Genomic DNA, 13,972 nt, shown 5'->3' with positions numbered 1-13,972 from the left:
TGGCTCAACTCACAACGATCCAGACACTGAGCGTCACTGTCAACAATGCAACGGCATATTTGAGGCCGGCAACGAGACTCACGTTCCGAATGTAGCCGGCAATGATGGCCGAGGAGATGGCCTGCAGTGTCACGGCGTGCAGGAACAGCATCGAGAGGAGATCGGGACCGGGCATGTCAGAGCCGATACTCTGGACGGAACTGCCCCCGTCCGCACTCGAGGCCTGCTGAGAGAGTCCAGCCATCGTCTCGAAGAACTGCACTTTCAGCATCGCGATCACACCCAACAGCGTCAGGAACGTCATAATCACGATCACGACTTGCATCCGCGTCCGGGATTTCCGGTCACGATCGATGTCGTCCTGATTTTCGCTTGCCTGTGCGGCCGTCGAGAGGACGTCCTGAATCTGGTTCGAGGCTTCCTGAGCCTCGCTGACAAGCTTGACTGTCCGGGCGAGTCGCGGAACGTGATACTTGTTGTTGAACTCCCGCAGGGCCTGTTTGAGACTCGTGCCGTACTGGACTTTCCGGTTCATGATCGTGAACTCATCGGCCAGTCGGCCCGACGAGGTGTTGGCGACGACTTTCAACGATTCGAGCAGCGTCATCCCAGTCTCGTTGGCACTAGAGAGTTTCCGGAGGTTCTCGGAGAGTTTGCCGATGATCGCCTTCCGATGACGGACGTTCCACTCGTGGAAGATCGCAAGCGGAATGAAATTGATGTAGGCCGGAACGTACAGCCAGAAGAACGTTCCCTGTAGTGGATCGCTCATCATCCCTTCTAGGGACGTCGGTGCCCACCCCATCAGGACGGAGATCACCAGGGCCGTCAGTGTCGCCGGGACAGTCAACGCGAGCACGTACAGTGGGTTGTCCCGGAAGAAGATGTGCGGAGACCGCATGATCTCGAGGGCTTGATGGGTCCCTTCACGGTCGTTAATCCGGTCGAAAACGCTGTACTCGCCCTTGTACCGTTCGATCAAGCCGAGATCGAAGAGGTTGGTCTGGCCCTCGATCAAGGCCTCTTTCTCGGGGTCGTCCGGCTGTAAGTACCCACTCGAACTCTCGTCGGACGTGACCGTCGACACCAGCACCAGGAAGGCGACGTTGATCAACGGAATCAGCCCGTAAACCGTGATATACATCAACTGCGTACTCGCGTTGCCCATCATCGACATCACGACGAGGATGATGATGAGCAAGAGGGGAAACAGCGAGAGCGTCATGTACATCTCGCCGAACAACTCCAGAGTCTCGAGCATGCGCTGTTGCTCCTGTTTGCTGGTGCGCATGTACTTGTCCTTCTGATCCTCGAGGAAGTCCGTCATGTTCCCCCGGAGTCGACGATCGAGAGCATGTCCGTCAGGAACTGGCTCAACTCGTCGCTGGGCGTCCGGATCGCCTGGTTACGGATCGCCGTCCGATAGTCCGTATCGAAATACTCTGTTTCGAGGACGATACTTTGGAATTCCTTTGCTACTTCGCCGTAGGTGTCGTCGGCATCGGCGATCGATTCGAGAATGTCCAGTTGATTGAGGCCGCCAACCGACAGCGCGTACATGAACGAGACGGCATCGGAAAGCATGACGTTGATCTCCCGTTCCCGGGCGCTGGCCCGAAAGTACGGGATCGACACCAGCGAACCGAACCCGACCAGAAAGCCGATCGTCCCGAACACGAGCCCAGAGACGAACACGAGAAACGGCAGTTTCAGTGCCTGGACGATCGGGAGGATGCTTTCGGGAAGACCGAGTCCGAGAAACGACGGTGCGCCACCGGCAAACAACGTCGTCACGAGCAGGTAGCCGAGCAACATGCCGACCAGCCAGAGCGACGTCCCGGCGATCGTCCCGACGGCAAGCGCCCGCGAGAGGAACATCTCGACGTTGTCGGCCATCCGCGACTCGCCCAGTTTCGTCTCGACGTTGGCAACGAAGTCCCCGTCTTCGTCGAACAGCCGGCGGAACAGTGGGTAGAAGGTATCCCCGAGGCTCCCGGCCTCACCGATCCGCGAGCCGGATTGGCGTCGTTCGAGGCTCATTCGTTCTCAGGTCCCTCGACACCCGCTTTGGGCACGAACTGACCGAAGTCGACGGTCCCGTCGTCTTCGTCTTCGGTCAACTCGTCGCCACTCACGTCCGCAAGTGCGTTTACGATGTCAGATCTGGCCTGGTCCTTGTATCGGTCGAACAACGGCTGGGCGTTGTCGATGACGCCTTGGGCTTCCTCGGCCAACTCGTCGGGTGGATCCGGTCGTGGCACCATCTCCTCTTTGGCCGGATCGACGGTGATCTGAACTGATTCCATCTCTCGGAGGTCTTCGAGACTCCGTTCGAGTTGGCCGTTGGCGATCAACGTCATGATCGTCTCGGGATCGTTGATGAACGCCTGGACCGTCGCGGCAACCTCGGTGTAGGTGTTCAGCCCCTGCTCGATGAGATGTGCGAGGACGACCTTGCGCATGAACAGTTCTTCGTCCAACGTGTCCTGGTCCCACCCACGGTCGAACTTGATGTCTTCGAGCGTTGATGAGGAACCCATCTGCAGGAACTGGTCGGACTCGGCCTGCCACTGGTAGACGTCCCTGACGTTGATCTCGTCGTTCTCCGGGGTGTACTCGTTGATCTCGGTCAACGTCTTGTTCCGGCGAACCTTCCGACCCTGGACGCGCGTTTGGGTCTGGATCGAGACGAGATCCAGCGCCGTAAACAGCGTCTTCGAGACGTTGATCGGGTCGGTCGTGAATCGCTTGATCACCTCGCCGACGGTGTCGGCGTGGAACGTCGAGTATCCGGTGTGGCCGGTGGACATGACCTGGAACAGGTCACGCCCCTCTTCCCCACGAACCTCGCCCATGACGATGTAGTCCGGGCGCTGGCGGAGTGCGGCCTCCAACAGATCGAACTCGTCGATGTCGCCTTTCTCGTCGTCACCAAAGGAAGGCCGGGTCACGCTAGCCACCCAGTTTCGCTGTGGCAGCTCGACCTCACGGGTGTCCTCGATGGAGACGATCTTGGAGTTGCTGGGGATGAACAGCGAAATCGCGTTCAGGCTGGTCGTCTTCCCCGAGGCCGTCCCGCCGGCGAAGATCATCGACTTGTTGTTCTCGATCGCCAACCAGAGGAACGCCATCTCGTCCAGCGAGAAGGTGTTCCAGTTGATCAGGTCGATCGGCGTAAAGGGGACGTCTTTGAACTGCCGGATCGTGTAGTTGGTCCCGTGATCGGAGACTTCCGTGCCGAGAGTCAACTGTGCGCGCGACCCATCGGGGAGGGTCGCGTCGACCTGTGGCTGCCGTTTGGAGATCCCTTTGCCCGAGCGCTGGGCGAGTTTGACGACGAAGTCGTCCAGATCACTCTCCCCGTGTTCGACGTTCGAGATCGTCTGCTCGTAGTCGGTGTGATAGACGAACACCCGGGAGTTGTACCCGTCACAGGAGATATCCTCGACGTTGATGTCGTGTTTGATCGGATCGATCTTGCCGTAGCCGATGTAGTCCCGCTTCAACAGGTACAGCAGTTTCTCGACCTGGTATTCGGTCAGAGTATCTGCGTCTTCTTCGAGGATTGCCGGCTCCGGTCGGGCCGCGATCCCGTCGAGTTCGGTGGACTGATCGAGCTGGTCGGGTTCGGCGGACTCCTCGCCCAGGCCGAGCAGCTGTTTTACCCAGTCACCCGTCGTTTGGCCCACACGATCCGTGTTCGGTTCGTCGTAGATATCGTACCGTTTGAGGAGCGCCTGGGCTTCGCGCTCGATGACCGCCGCCCGACCCTCGGCGTCGTCGCCAACAGCCACGCCCTCTTCGGCGTATTTGATCGCCGTCTTGAGTTTACTGCCGAGAAAGTCCTTGAGCTCGAGTTCGAGCGCGTTCAGCGTCGGCTCGACGACGTAGTACTTACGCTCGTTCTCCTTTATCGAATGGAACAAGATGACACAAGCGTAGGGTTTGTTGACCCAGTAGCGCTCGACTTCCTCGAAGTGGCGCTTTTTCTCCATCGGGACGGCTTTCTCCAGATCGTATCGATTGACGATCGTCGTGTGGCCCTCGACCGTCGAGAAGAACTCGTCTTCGTCCAGTTCCGGGTTGACGTCGACCGTCCGCTGATCGACGAGATCCACCAGTGCCTCCGCTTTGTCTTGGCCGTGGCTCAGTCGTCTTTCAGTCTCGTCGGGATCGAATCCGAGATGGGCGGCCCGATCGAACGGGATCTTTGTCCCGTCGTCCTCACGCGGTGGCGAGCCGTCCCCATCGTAGTAAAACTCCTGTTTGAAGTGCTCCCACCGATACTCACCTTTACGGACGGGCGTCGTTGCGGGGTCGATAAAATCCTGAAAATAGTCGTCGAGTTGGCGTGCGTTGCTCGAACACTCCCCGAGCAACTGCTCGGTGCGCTGTGGGTCGAATCCGAGATATTCGCTTCGGTCAAACTGTCCACCCTCGTGAAATTCACGCCGAAAATCGATCCACGTGTATCCGTCGGGTTCGTCGTCGTCACCTCCCTCTGGATCGCTATCCCCGTCGAATAAGGAACTCGCCCGCGACCGGAGCGAACCCTCGTCGCCACCCTCTTTATCATCAATTGCCATTGGTGTAGCATCATTCATTCAAGCGAAAAAAGGTTACGTCAGACGATCGTAAAGTCGTCGACTGCGACCATTCTATCACCGACGGCAACCCAAGAGACAGTACTGCACTCTGGGTCGAGATTACGAGATGAACGATTCGAACCGCGCCAGTGCTTCTTTGAGGTCACTGAGCCCAGTCGCATAGGAGACTCGGAGATGGCCGCTACCGCCGTCACCGAAGGCAGTCCCGGGCACGACGGCGACGCCCTCGGATTCGAGGAGTGCCTCGGCGAAGGCTTCGCTGTCGTCCCAGGGTGATTCGGGGAACGCATAGAAGGCTCCACTGGCCGGGAAACAGTCGACACCCATCTCCTCGAACCGTGAGAGCACAAAGCGCCGTCGCCGGTTGTACTGGTTGCGCATCTCCGCGACGTCGTCGGCACACCGGTCCAGAGCCTCGATAGCGGCGTGCTGTGGCGTCGTCGGGGCCGACAGCATCGTGTACTGGTGGATGCGGTTCATGGCCGTGATCACTTCCGGCGGCCCCATCGCGTAGCCCAGCCGCAGGCCAGTCATGGCGTAGGCTTTCGAGAAGCCGTTGAAGACGATCGTTCGCTCACGCATCCCGGGTAGCGTCGCGATCGAGGTGTGCTCGTGTTCGTAACTCAACTCCGAGTACACCTCGTCGCTCAATACGACGAGATCGTTCTCCCGTGCGAAGGCTGCGACCTCACGCAGTTCGTCTTCGGTCATGGTCGCGCCCGTCGGGTTGTTCGGGTAGTTCATCACCAGCGCGTCGGCCCCAGCCGCGCCGCTCGCTGCTAGCACTTCACGCGTAAGCTTGAACTCGTCTTCACGTCTGGTCGCCACCGCCAGTGGGTCGCCGCCAGCGAAGATCACGCCTGGTTTGTACGAGACGTACGCTGGCTGGGCTATCGCGACAGTATCATCCGGATCGACGATCGCTCGGAGGGCGAGATCGACCCCCTCGCTGACGCCGGTCGTCACCAGCACCTCTTGGGCGGGATCGTAATCCAGATCGTATCGCTGGTCGACATCCGCGGCGATCCGTTCCCGAAGTTCGAGTTTGCCCCGATTTGCCGTATACGACGTCTTGCCGGCCTCTAAAGAGGCGATCGCCGCTTCGCGGGCACTCCAGGGAGCCGAAAAGTCGGGCTCGCCGACACCAAGCGAGATGATGTCGTCCTGTTGTTCGGCGAGTTCGAAAAACCGGCGGATTCCCGACGGCGGGACTTGCTCGACGCGCTCGCTCGGCTCGATGGTCATGGTGAGATCGAGAGCCGATCGTCCTCGTCGCCGTCACCGAATTCGATGCCGTTCTCCTTGTAAGAGTCCATCACGTAATGGGTAACCGTCTGGGTGATCTCGGGGATCGGCGCGACCTTCTCGCTGATGAACCACGACACCTCGCTCATCGAGTCGCCCTCGACTTCCATGAGGAAATCGTAGTCACCGCTCATCAGCCGGAGGGTCGTTACCTCCGGGAACTTCGCGATCCGGTCGGCGATGTCGCCGTAGCTGGTCTCGCGGTCCAGCGTCACGTTGAGCTCGACCGTCGCTCGCACGCGCTCACGATCGAGTTCGTCCCAGTCGACGACAGCCTGGTAGCCTCGGAGAGCCCCAGCGGCTTCGAGATCTTCGAGTGCTTCCTCGACGCGTGGTTCCTCCATGTCGGCCAACCGCGCGAGTTCGGCCGTCGAGTAGCGGGCGTTTTCTCTCAACAGCTCCAGGAGTTCGTCGCGACTGTTCATATGCACCGGCGGGCGAGCGCGCACAATAAGGTTTGCTACCTGGCTGAACGAACCGAGAGACGGCATGCTCGATCGACACGTAGCATCGAGGGACCGCTACTGCTCGTCGCTGGCTAGCATCGGGCCTCGCGGTCGATTGGACCGCGCGCAGTCCCGTTTCCAACTACCCGATCGGTCCTGAACGGGATCGCTCGTCGACAGCACTGCCCGCATCGGCGACAGATTCACGTTCGATCGCGACGGCCGACTCGGCGACCCCGATGCGGCTGAACTGCGTTCGGAGGTGGTCCTTTGCCGCCTCGATCGCTCGAGCACGGTCTTCGAACCCTCGCGGGGCGGGCGTCTCGAAGGCGACGTTGACCTCGCGATCGTCGATCTGCTGGACGACCCCGCCACTCACGACCTCGTAGAAGGCATCACAGACCCAGACGTACGGCGCGTCCGCGTCGGGAGCCCCCTCGTAACTCGGAGGCGTCTCGCCGGGTTCGTACAGCGTCCCCGTCAGTGCGGTCCCGCCGGCCCGGCCACGGATGAGTAACATAGCAATACTACGTCCGCCAGCAACAAAAGCCAGCGGTCACACCCCGCGAGCAGAGCCAGCGGGATCGACGTCGACCAGCACCGGGAGATGATCAGATGGGAATGCCCCACTGTCGTCGAAGTCGGTACAGACACCGTGTTGCCCGACCGCAACGTCGTCGCTGACGAACACGTGATCGATCTTGCGATCCGGCAGCAGCGTCTCGAAGTCAGTCCGAGACGTCTTGGGCCCGTGGTGGGGCTGGGGAGACCGATCCATGGCGTTCGAGAGCGGCGAGACGGAGTCGGTCCCTTCTGCAAGGATCTCGTGGGCCGGCTCGCCCACGACGACATTGAAGTCCCCGGTCAAGACGATCGGATCGCCGTCGGCAATGTGGGGGAGACGGTCCAGCAACAGCCAGGCACTCTCTCGGCGTGCCTTCGGGCCGTCGTGGGAGAAGTGTGTGTTCGCCTGGAGGAACCGCGTCCCAGTCTGTCGATCACGGAGGCGCGCCCAGGTGACGATCCGGGGATAGCTGGCGTCCCAGCCGACACTCCCTGATTGCCCGGGCGTTTCTGAGAGCCAGAGCGTATCCGTGTCCTCACACTCGAGGCGATCGGTCCGGTAGCCGATCGGCGAGAACTCGCCGCCGCTGGCGCCATCTGAGCGGCCAACGCCGACCCACTCCAATTCCGGGACACGCTCGGCGATGTCCGCGAGCTGGTGGTCGAGTGGCTCCTGCAAGCCGATCACGTCGGGGGCGTGAAAACGGATCGTCCCCGCCACGCGATCTCGCCGGTGTTCCCAGGCGTGTTTGCCGTCCTCGGACGTATCGTACCGGACGTTGTAGGACATGGCCCGTAGCCAGTCGGACATTACACGGGGTTTCTCGGGCCAGCGTAAGGACGTTTCTGACTTGGACGAGCGAGTACCGAGTGCGATAGCGTGGGGAAACCGGTTTGGGCCTCGACCACCAGGCTTTGGCTATGTCCGATCTCGGGGACTTCACTGAATTCGACGGCGACCGCGAGGACGACGGGCGGGCCGATCGACCGTCCGATCAGACCGACGGCCAGCCAACGGACGCGGGCGCAGTGACCGACGACTTCGAATCCGTCTCGGTATCACCGGCCGGCGGGGAGCGTGGCATCGGCGTCCTCTCGGCGGCCCAGGGCCTGACCATCAGCGAGGATGGCGAAGACACGCGTCTGCGAGCCTACGTCACCGTCGGGAACCGCGCAGACGTCCGGATTGGGACGTATCTACTCGCGCCGTATCCCGACAGTGCGACCGACGAGCGGCTGTTCTGTCGGATTACCGCCCTGGAATACGCCCGGGAGTTCCGGGCCGACGACGCGACCGAGATCCACGCTCGGCGGGCGATGCGGTCCAGTGGGATCGACGAGCAAGACTTCAAGTTCATCGCGGAACTCGAACCGGTCGCGATTCTGTATAGTGAGGCGCCGAGTGCCCCGGATAGTCCAGTGGCGGAGCCGCGAGACAGCGACGACGGCGATCTCCAGCGGCGGATGACCGATCGCGTCCCGAAACCGGAGACGATCGTCAGCCACGCCGAGGAACGGTCCGCGATCAAGACCGGCCTGAAAATCCCCGAGGATGGGGTCTTCCTGGGCCATCTCTCGGTCGGTGGCCAGACGGTCGAGACAGCCGCCCAACCACCGACGATCGACTACCGACTCAAGGACGCTTACGACGCCGGCGACCCGCTTGTCTTCCGGCACACTCTCGTCGCCGGCGGAACGGGTTCGGGGAAGACCCACCTCGCGAAGAACGTTCTCCGGCAGTTCCTGGCGGAAGACCGGACCTACCCGGTTGCGACAGGGAGTGACCGGACGATCCAGCCCGCCGTCGTCCAGTTCGACCCCCAAGACGAGTACGCCCAGATGCACGACGACGGTGACCTCTCGGCGGCGTTCCGCGAGCGCTGTGAGCGCGAGGGAATCGCCTGTGGCGGCCACGACGACACGATCGCGTTCGTCCCGAAAGTCGGCGGCGCGACCTACGCGGCAGAGGGCCATCGCGCCGAGCAAGTGGCGTTCACGATCCCGTTCTCGATGGTCTATGACAACCCCTGGCTGATCGCCGGCAGCGGCCTCAACGACAACCAGTACAATGCGCTTGTAAACGTCCTCCTCAAGCGGTTCAAAGAGCAGTACGGCCGAGAGGGGACCTACGACCAGTTCACGTCGTTCCTCGACGATCCTGCGTTGCGGGAAGAACTCGACGAGTCGGGAAAAGTCCACGAGAAGACCTTCGATGCCGTCAGCCGACGTGCAGTGGGTTTCGGAACCGTCTTCGACCAGGACGCCCGGCCGATCACCGATCTCGTTCACGAGTTCGTCCGTCCGGGCGGGCTGACAGTCGTCCCGACCTACCACATCAACGATACGCGGGCCACGGAAACAGTGGTGCTCGCGCTGGCGTCGTTGCTCGTCGACGAGAAGCTCTCGAACGACCCGACCTTCGAGCGGATCGAAGAGACGCCGCTGGTCGTCGGGATGGACGAGGCCCACAACTTCCTGACCGACGCCGACAGCGTCCAGGCCCGGCAAGTCATCGGAAAGTTCACCGACGCCGCAAAGCAGGGCCGGAAAGAACGGCTCGGACTCTTCCTCATCACCCAGGACCCACAGGATATCGCCGATCCCGTCTTCAAGCAGATCAACACGACGGTCGTCCTCAATCTCGGCGACGAAGACGCCATCTCGGCGGTGAACATCCCCCGCCATCTGGAGGCGAAAGTACCCTACATGGAGCAAGGCCAGATGGTCGTCTACTCACCGGACAACTCAGAGCCCGTCGAGTTGATCGGCCTCCCGGAATGCGTGACCCGACACGGCCAAGGGTAACGGCGGGACCTCGAGAGTGTCACGCTAGCATACCGAACGTTGATGCCGGATGGCGAGAAACGTTGTCGTATGGGCAAGCAGATTCTTGTTCCGGTCGACGGCAGCGACCAGGCACGAACGGCTTGTGAGTTCGCGATCGAGGAATTTCCCGAAGCCGACCTGGTCCTGTTGCACGTCATCAACCCCGCAGACGCGGGTTACAGCGTCCAGGCGTCGATTCCGACGTTCTCCGAAGAGTGGTACGAGCGCCAGAAACAACAGGCCCAGGAGCGCTTCGACGAAATCGAGGCCGACGCGAACGAACGCGGGATCGACGTCGAGAGCGTCATCGAGGTCGGCAAGCCAACCCACGTGATCGTCGAGTACGTCGAAAACAACGACATCGACCAGATCGTCATGGGGAGTCACGGCCGCTCGGGCGTCTCCCGAATCCTGCTCGGCAGCGTCGCCGAGACGGTCGTCCGGCGCTCGCCCGTCCCCGTGACGGTCATCAGGTAGACGACAGAAGCTGCGGGACGATCTCAGGTGGCAGCTTCGACCGCGTCTTTGACTGTCTCTCGAACGTCTTCGAGCAGCGCCGTCGCATCGTCACTCTCGGCGTAGACGCGGATGTACGGTTCAGTCCCGCTTGGCCGGACGAGGAACCACGACGCGTCGGGAAGTTCGATCCGGACGCCGTAGTCGAGTGAGACCTCGCCGTCCGGGAACTGCTCGGGCAGGGTGGTCTCGAGGCGCTCCATGGCGTCGGCTTTCGCTTCTTCCGGGCAGTCGACCGGGTTCTTCTCTAGGGGTCGTTCGGTGACGGGTTCGAGCAAGGTGCCCAGTCCCTCCGCAGCGATGAGCCGCGTCAGGACGGCCGCCGTCGCGATACCGTCCGTCCAGATTCCCAGTTCAGGATGGATACACTTCCAGGGCTCGCCGGCGAAGGCGACAGCCGTCTGCTCGCCTTCGGCTTCGACCTCGGCGATTCCCTCGTGGAGGAGGCCAAGTGCGGTACGTTCGACGCGGCCCCCCGCCGCCCGGACCTGCTCGTCGACGCGGCCCGAAACGTTCGGCGTCGTCATGACGACCGGATCAGCGACGTCGCTCTGCTCGACGAAGTACGACGAGAGCACGGCCAAGATGGTGTCCTCGTGGACGATCGACCCGTCGGCATCGACCACGACAATCCGATCGGCGTCGCCGTCGTGAGCGATCCCAAGATCGACAGCCTCACGCTCGCGGACGTACTGGATCAGATTCTCGATGTTCTCCGGCGTGGGCTTGCTCGGCCGGCCAGGGAAGTGTCCCGTGACGTTGGCGTGTAGCGTGTGGACCGTCGCACCGAGTCGCCGGAGCACTTCCGGCGTCCCGAGGGCGGAAACGCCGTTGCCAGCGTCGACAGCGATTGTCATATCTTCGAGGGGGGCTCCGTGCTCGCTCGCGTACTCGACAACAGCATCGAGGTACCCGTCGAGTGGCTCCTCACTGGTCTGGCGCCCCCACTCTTTCCAGGTCGCCGGTTCGACGTCGTTGGCGACGCCTTCCTCGATGCGCTCCTCGTCGGCAGTCGTATACTCGACGCCGTCGACGAAGAACTTGATTCCGTTGTCGGGGGATGGATTGTGGCTCGCAGTGATCATCACGCCGTGGCGACCGTAAGAGGCAAAGCCAAGCGCCGGCGTCGGGAGCATCCCAGCACGAACGACGTCTGCGCCAGCGCTCTCTAGTCCGGCTTCGAGCGCGGCAGCGATGGCGACTCCAGTCTCCCGGCCGTCTCGCGCGATCACGAATTCCTCACCGTGCTCGCCGGCAGCACGCCCGACCGACAGCGCGAGTTCGGGGGTCACTTTCGTCGCAACTGGCCCTCTGATTCCGGTCGTCCCGAAGAGATCCATAGTCATATCTATCCCTCGTAATTATTCGGTTAGTTCGAGGCCGGGGTGCCAGTGGTCGACGCCGGCTTCGGCCTTCACGCGATCCATCTTTGCGAGGAGTTTGGTCGCGAGCGAGGCGACCTCCGACGCACGCTGGTCGCTCTCGGTGCGGAACTCGCCGGTCACGCGATTCGCGTAGACAGCACAGACAGCACCCGCTCGCAGGCCGTAGACGTTGGCGATCGTCAAGATGGCACTGGCCTCCATCTCGATATTGGTGACGTTTGCCTCCTGGAGATCCTCGACGAGCCCGTCGGTGATGGGTGCTTCGTAGCCCTCGAATCCGGGACGGCCCTGTCCCGTGTAGAAGCTGTCCGCGCTCATCGTCGTCCCGAGGTGATAATTGTAGTCGAGGCGCTCGGCCGCGGCCATCAACGCACTGACGACTTCGTGATCAGCCGTTGCCGGGTAATCCTCCCGGACGTACTCTTTGCTGGTCCCTTCCTGTCTGACGGCCCCCGTCGTGATGACGAGGTCGCCGACTGATACGTCCTCGCGGATCGAGCCACACGAACCCACACGGATGAACGTGTCTGCCCCACGCGTGCGAGCTCTTCGAGTGCAATTGCCGCTCCCGGCGAGCCGATTCCCGTCGAAGTCACCGAAATCGGGGCGTCGTCGTACGTCCCAGTGACTGTTCGGTACTCTCGGTGGTGGGCCTTCTCCTCGTGGTCGTCCCAGAACCGCACGATCTTCTCGATGCGCTCCGGATTCCCCGGTAGCAGAACCGTATCGGCGACATCTTCGGAACTTACGGCGAGGTGATACTGTTCGTCGTCGTTTGGATCTTCACTGTCTCCGGGCATCCTGGTTTCCTTTTTAAGCTGGATTTTTATATAATATTCGCCCTCGGATTGTTCCGGGTCATTGTGGCCAGTGACACCGTATAAATCCGCTTCACGCCGTTTTCGCCGAAGAGAGTTCCGTCAAACGGGCGTCGACAAATGTGGTTCTGCCCGAGCCAGCGTTGGGAGTAGACGCCAATAGCCAAGTCACTTCGGTTACAAGGCATGGCTGTCTTCGAAAATCAGAGCCAGAATATGGCTCGAACAGCGGTTGCGAGCGGTCAGTACCACATATCCGTGACACGGTCGCCGAGAGACCAGTTTAAGTGAACCTGCCCTATTAAAAAGAAGAAAGCAGCAAAACTATTATCACTATTCAAGTCCCCATACAGAACTGTAATGTCACGTAACTACGATCGGCGGGCATTCATTAAAGGTATCGCTGCGAGCGGAGTCGGGGTCGCCCTCGCAGGCTGTGGTGGCAACGAGACCACGGAAGCAAACAACAACGACGATACGCCAGCGGAAGGGGACGACACGACCGAAGGGTCTGGTGGGGACCCCCACAACGTCGGCATGGTGTATTCGACGGGTGGCCTGGGCGACAACTCCTTCAACGACATGGCCAACAGGGGCATCAAGTCGGCCAAAGAGCAGTACAACGTCGAGTTCCAGAACGCCGAGCCGGAATCACCGAGCGAGTTCAGTACGTTCCAGCGCCAGTTCGCGACCTCCTCGAATCCGGAATACGATCAGATCTTTGCGATCGGGTTCTCGCAAAAGAGCGCCCTTCAGGAGGTCGCGCCGAACTTCCCGGACATGAAGTTCACGTTCATTGACTCGGTTACAGAACTCGACAACGTCGCGAACTACGTCTTCAACGAGCACGAAGGGTCCTTCCAGGCTGGTATCCTGGCCGGAATGCTGACGAGCCAGGAGTTCTCCGCTGGCCCGAGCGAGACGAAGACCGACTCGAACAGGATCGGGTTCGTCGGCGGGAAAGAGACGGGACTCATCAAGAAGTTCGAGGCAGGTTACCGATTCGGCGCAAAGCGAGTCAACGAAGACGTCAAGATCAACGTGGCATACTCGGGCTCCTGGAGCGAACCGAGCAAAGGCCAGTCGATCGCCAACTCGATGATCGACGACGGCGCAGACGTGCTCTACCACGCCGCAGGTGGAACTGGTGTCGGCGTCCTCCAGGCCGCCTACGAGCGCGGTGTATTCGGAATCGGCGTCGACGCACGCCAGTCCAAGACGCTTACCGAATACAACGGAGCGATTCTCGGCAGTATGGTCAAGCAGGTCGACGAGGCAGTCGTTACCTCGGTCGACAACGCGATCAACGGCGAGTTCCGTGGCGGCGAGACGGTCACGCTCGGGCTCGAAGACGACGGCGTCGCGCTGCTGTACGGGACGGAAATCGGCGATCAGATCCCGCAGGAAATCAAAGACGAGATCGAGGCTCAGAGCCAGACGGTTGTCGACGGCGACGTGACGGTGCCGTCCCACCCCGACGACCTCTGATCTGACCCGGTCGCGCC

9 protein-coding genes and 2 pseudogenes are annotated in these 13,972 nt (G+C 61.3%); 3 read left to right on the top strand and 8 right to left on the bottom strand.

Annotation, left to right across the window (positions count from 1 at the left end):
* Positions 1-4 precede the first annotated feature (4 nt).
* The 6 genes and pseudogenes from Hrd1104_RS02360 to Hrd1104_RS02335 all read right to left on the bottom strand — a co-directional run bounded on the left by Hrd1104_RS02360 (position 5) and on the right by Hrd1104_RS02335 (position 7,733).
* A pseudogene (locus Hrd1104_RS02360) lies at positions 5-2,040 on the bottom strand (type II secretion system F family protein).
* Positions 2,037-4,586 (bottom strand): type II/IV secretion system ATPase subunit, encoded by a 2,550-nt coding sequence (locus Hrd1104_RS02355; RefSeq protein ID WP_154551238.1) that lies wholly within the window; start codon positions 4,584-4,586, stop codon positions 2,037-2,039. Before Hrd1104_RS02355 ends, Hrd1104_RS02360 begins: the two are co-directional and overlap by 4 nt.
* A gap of 120 nt (positions 4,587-4,706) precedes the next feature.
* Positions 4,707-5,852 carry a pyridoxal phosphate-dependent aminotransferase gene (locus Hrd1104_RS02350; protein WP_154551237.1) on the bottom strand — a complete coding sequence of 382 codons (1,146 nt, stop codon included), beginning with the start codon at positions 5,850-5,852 and terminating at the stop codon, positions 4,707-4,709.
* On the bottom strand, positions 5,849-6,337 hold the full coding sequence (locus Hrd1104_RS02345) for an Lrp/AsnC family transcriptional regulator (protein ID WP_154551236.1): 489 nt from the start codon (positions 6,335-6,337) through the stop codon (positions 5,849-5,851). Before Hrd1104_RS02345 ends, Hrd1104_RS02350 begins: the two co-directional genes overlap by 4 nt.
* 163 nt (positions 6,338-6,500) lie before the next feature.
* Entirely contained in the window at positions 6,501-6,878 is a 378-nt protein-coding gene (locus Hrd1104_RS02340) for a hypothetical protein (protein WP_154551235.1), read from the bottom strand.
* Positions 6,879-6,914: 36 nt separating this feature from the next.
* Positions 6,915-7,733 (bottom strand): endonuclease/exonuclease/phosphatase family protein, encoded by an 819-nt coding sequence (locus tag Hrd1104_RS02335; protein WP_154551234.1) that lies wholly within the window; start codon positions 7,731-7,733, stop codon positions 6,915-6,917.
* A 110-nt stretch (positions 7,734-7,843) separates the two neighbouring features.
* Here Hrd1104_RS02335 and Hrd1104_RS02330 point away from each other — a divergent pair, with 110 nt between their 5' ends.
* Both Hrd1104_RS02330 and Hrd1104_RS02325 read left to right on the top strand, forming a co-directional pair.
* Positions 7,844-9,727 (top strand): ATP-binding protein, encoded by a 1,884-nt coding sequence (locus Hrd1104_RS02330; protein WP_154551233.1) that lies wholly within the window; start codon positions 7,844-7,846, stop codon positions 9,725-9,727.
* Positions 9,728-9,796: 69 nt separating this feature from the next.
* Entirely contained in the window at positions 9,797-10,225 is a 429-nt protein-coding gene (locus tag Hrd1104_RS02325; protein WP_154551232.1) for a universal stress protein, read from the top strand.
* A gap of 23 nt (positions 10,226-10,248) precedes the next feature.
* Here Hrd1104_RS02325 and Hrd1104_RS02320 read toward each other — a convergent pair whose 3' ends face one another.
* Both Hrd1104_RS02320 and Hrd1104_RS02315 read right to left on the bottom strand, forming a co-directional pair.
* Positions 10,249-11,604: a phosphomannomutase gene (locus tag Hrd1104_RS02320; RefSeq protein WP_154553174.1), complete on the bottom strand. Its 1,356-nt coding sequence runs from the start codon at positions 11,602-11,604 to the stop codon at positions 10,249-10,251.
* Positions 11,605-11,625: 21 nt separating this feature from the next.
* A pseudogene (locus Hrd1104_RS02315) lies at positions 11,626-12,449 on the bottom strand (nucleoside phosphorylase).
* 378 nt (positions 12,450-12,827) lie between these two features.
* Between Hrd1104_RS02315 and Hrd1104_RS02310 the strand changes: the two are divergent.
* Entirely contained in the window at positions 12,828-13,955 is a 1,128-nt protein-coding gene (locus tag Hrd1104_RS02310) for a BMP family protein (protein ID WP_154551231.1), read from the top strand.
* The last annotated feature ends 17 nt before the right edge of the window (positions 13,956-13,972 follow it).

Source organism: Halorhabdus sp. CBA1104 (genome assembly GCF_009690625.1).
GTDB lineage: Archaea > Halobacteriota > Halobacteria > Halobacteriales > Haloarculaceae > Halorhabdus.
The sequence above is the reverse complement of the archived record's forward strand: the minus strand, read 5'-3'. Positions and strand labels throughout refer to the sequence as shown.

What these genes read in the sequence shown, in the direction of transcription:
- Hrd1104_RS02355 (WP_154551238.1), bottom strand. Translation starts at nt 4,586, where the DNA reads ATGGCAATTGATGATAAAGAGGGTGGCGACGAGGGTTCGCTCCGGTCG.
- Hrd1104_RS02350 (WP_154551237.1), bottom strand. Translation starts at nt 5,852, where the DNA reads ATGACCATCGAGCCGAGCGAGCGCGTCGAGCAAGTCCCGCCGTCGGGA.
- Hrd1104_RS02345 (WP_154551236.1), bottom strand. Translation starts at nt 6,337, where the DNA reads ATGAACAGTCGCGACGAACTCCTGGAGCTGTTGAGAGAAAACGCCCGC.
- Hrd1104_RS02340 (WP_154551235.1), bottom strand. Translation starts at nt 6,878, where the DNA reads ATGTTACTCATCCGTGGCCGGGCCGGCGGGACCGCACTGACGGGGACG.
- Hrd1104_RS02335 (WP_154551234.1), bottom strand. Translation starts at nt 7,733, where the DNA reads ATGTCCGACTGGCTACGGGCCATGTCCTACAACGTCCGGTACGATACG.
- Hrd1104_RS02330 (WP_154551233.1), top strand. Translation starts at nt 7,844, where the DNA reads ATGTCCGATCTCGGGGACTTCACTGAATTCGACGGCGACCGCGAGGAC.
- Hrd1104_RS02325 (WP_154551232.1), top strand. Translation starts at nt 9,797, where the DNA reads ATGGGCAAGCAGATTCTTGTTCCGGTCGACGGCAGCGACCAGGCACGA.
- Hrd1104_RS02320 (WP_154553174.1), bottom strand. Translation starts at nt 11,604, where the DNA reads ATGGATCTCTTCGGGACGACCGGAATCAGAGGGCCAGTTGCGACGAAA.
- Hrd1104_RS02310 (WP_154551231.1), top strand. Translation starts at nt 12,828, where the DNA reads ATGTCACGTAACTACGATCGGCGGGCATTCATTAAAGGTATCGCTGCG.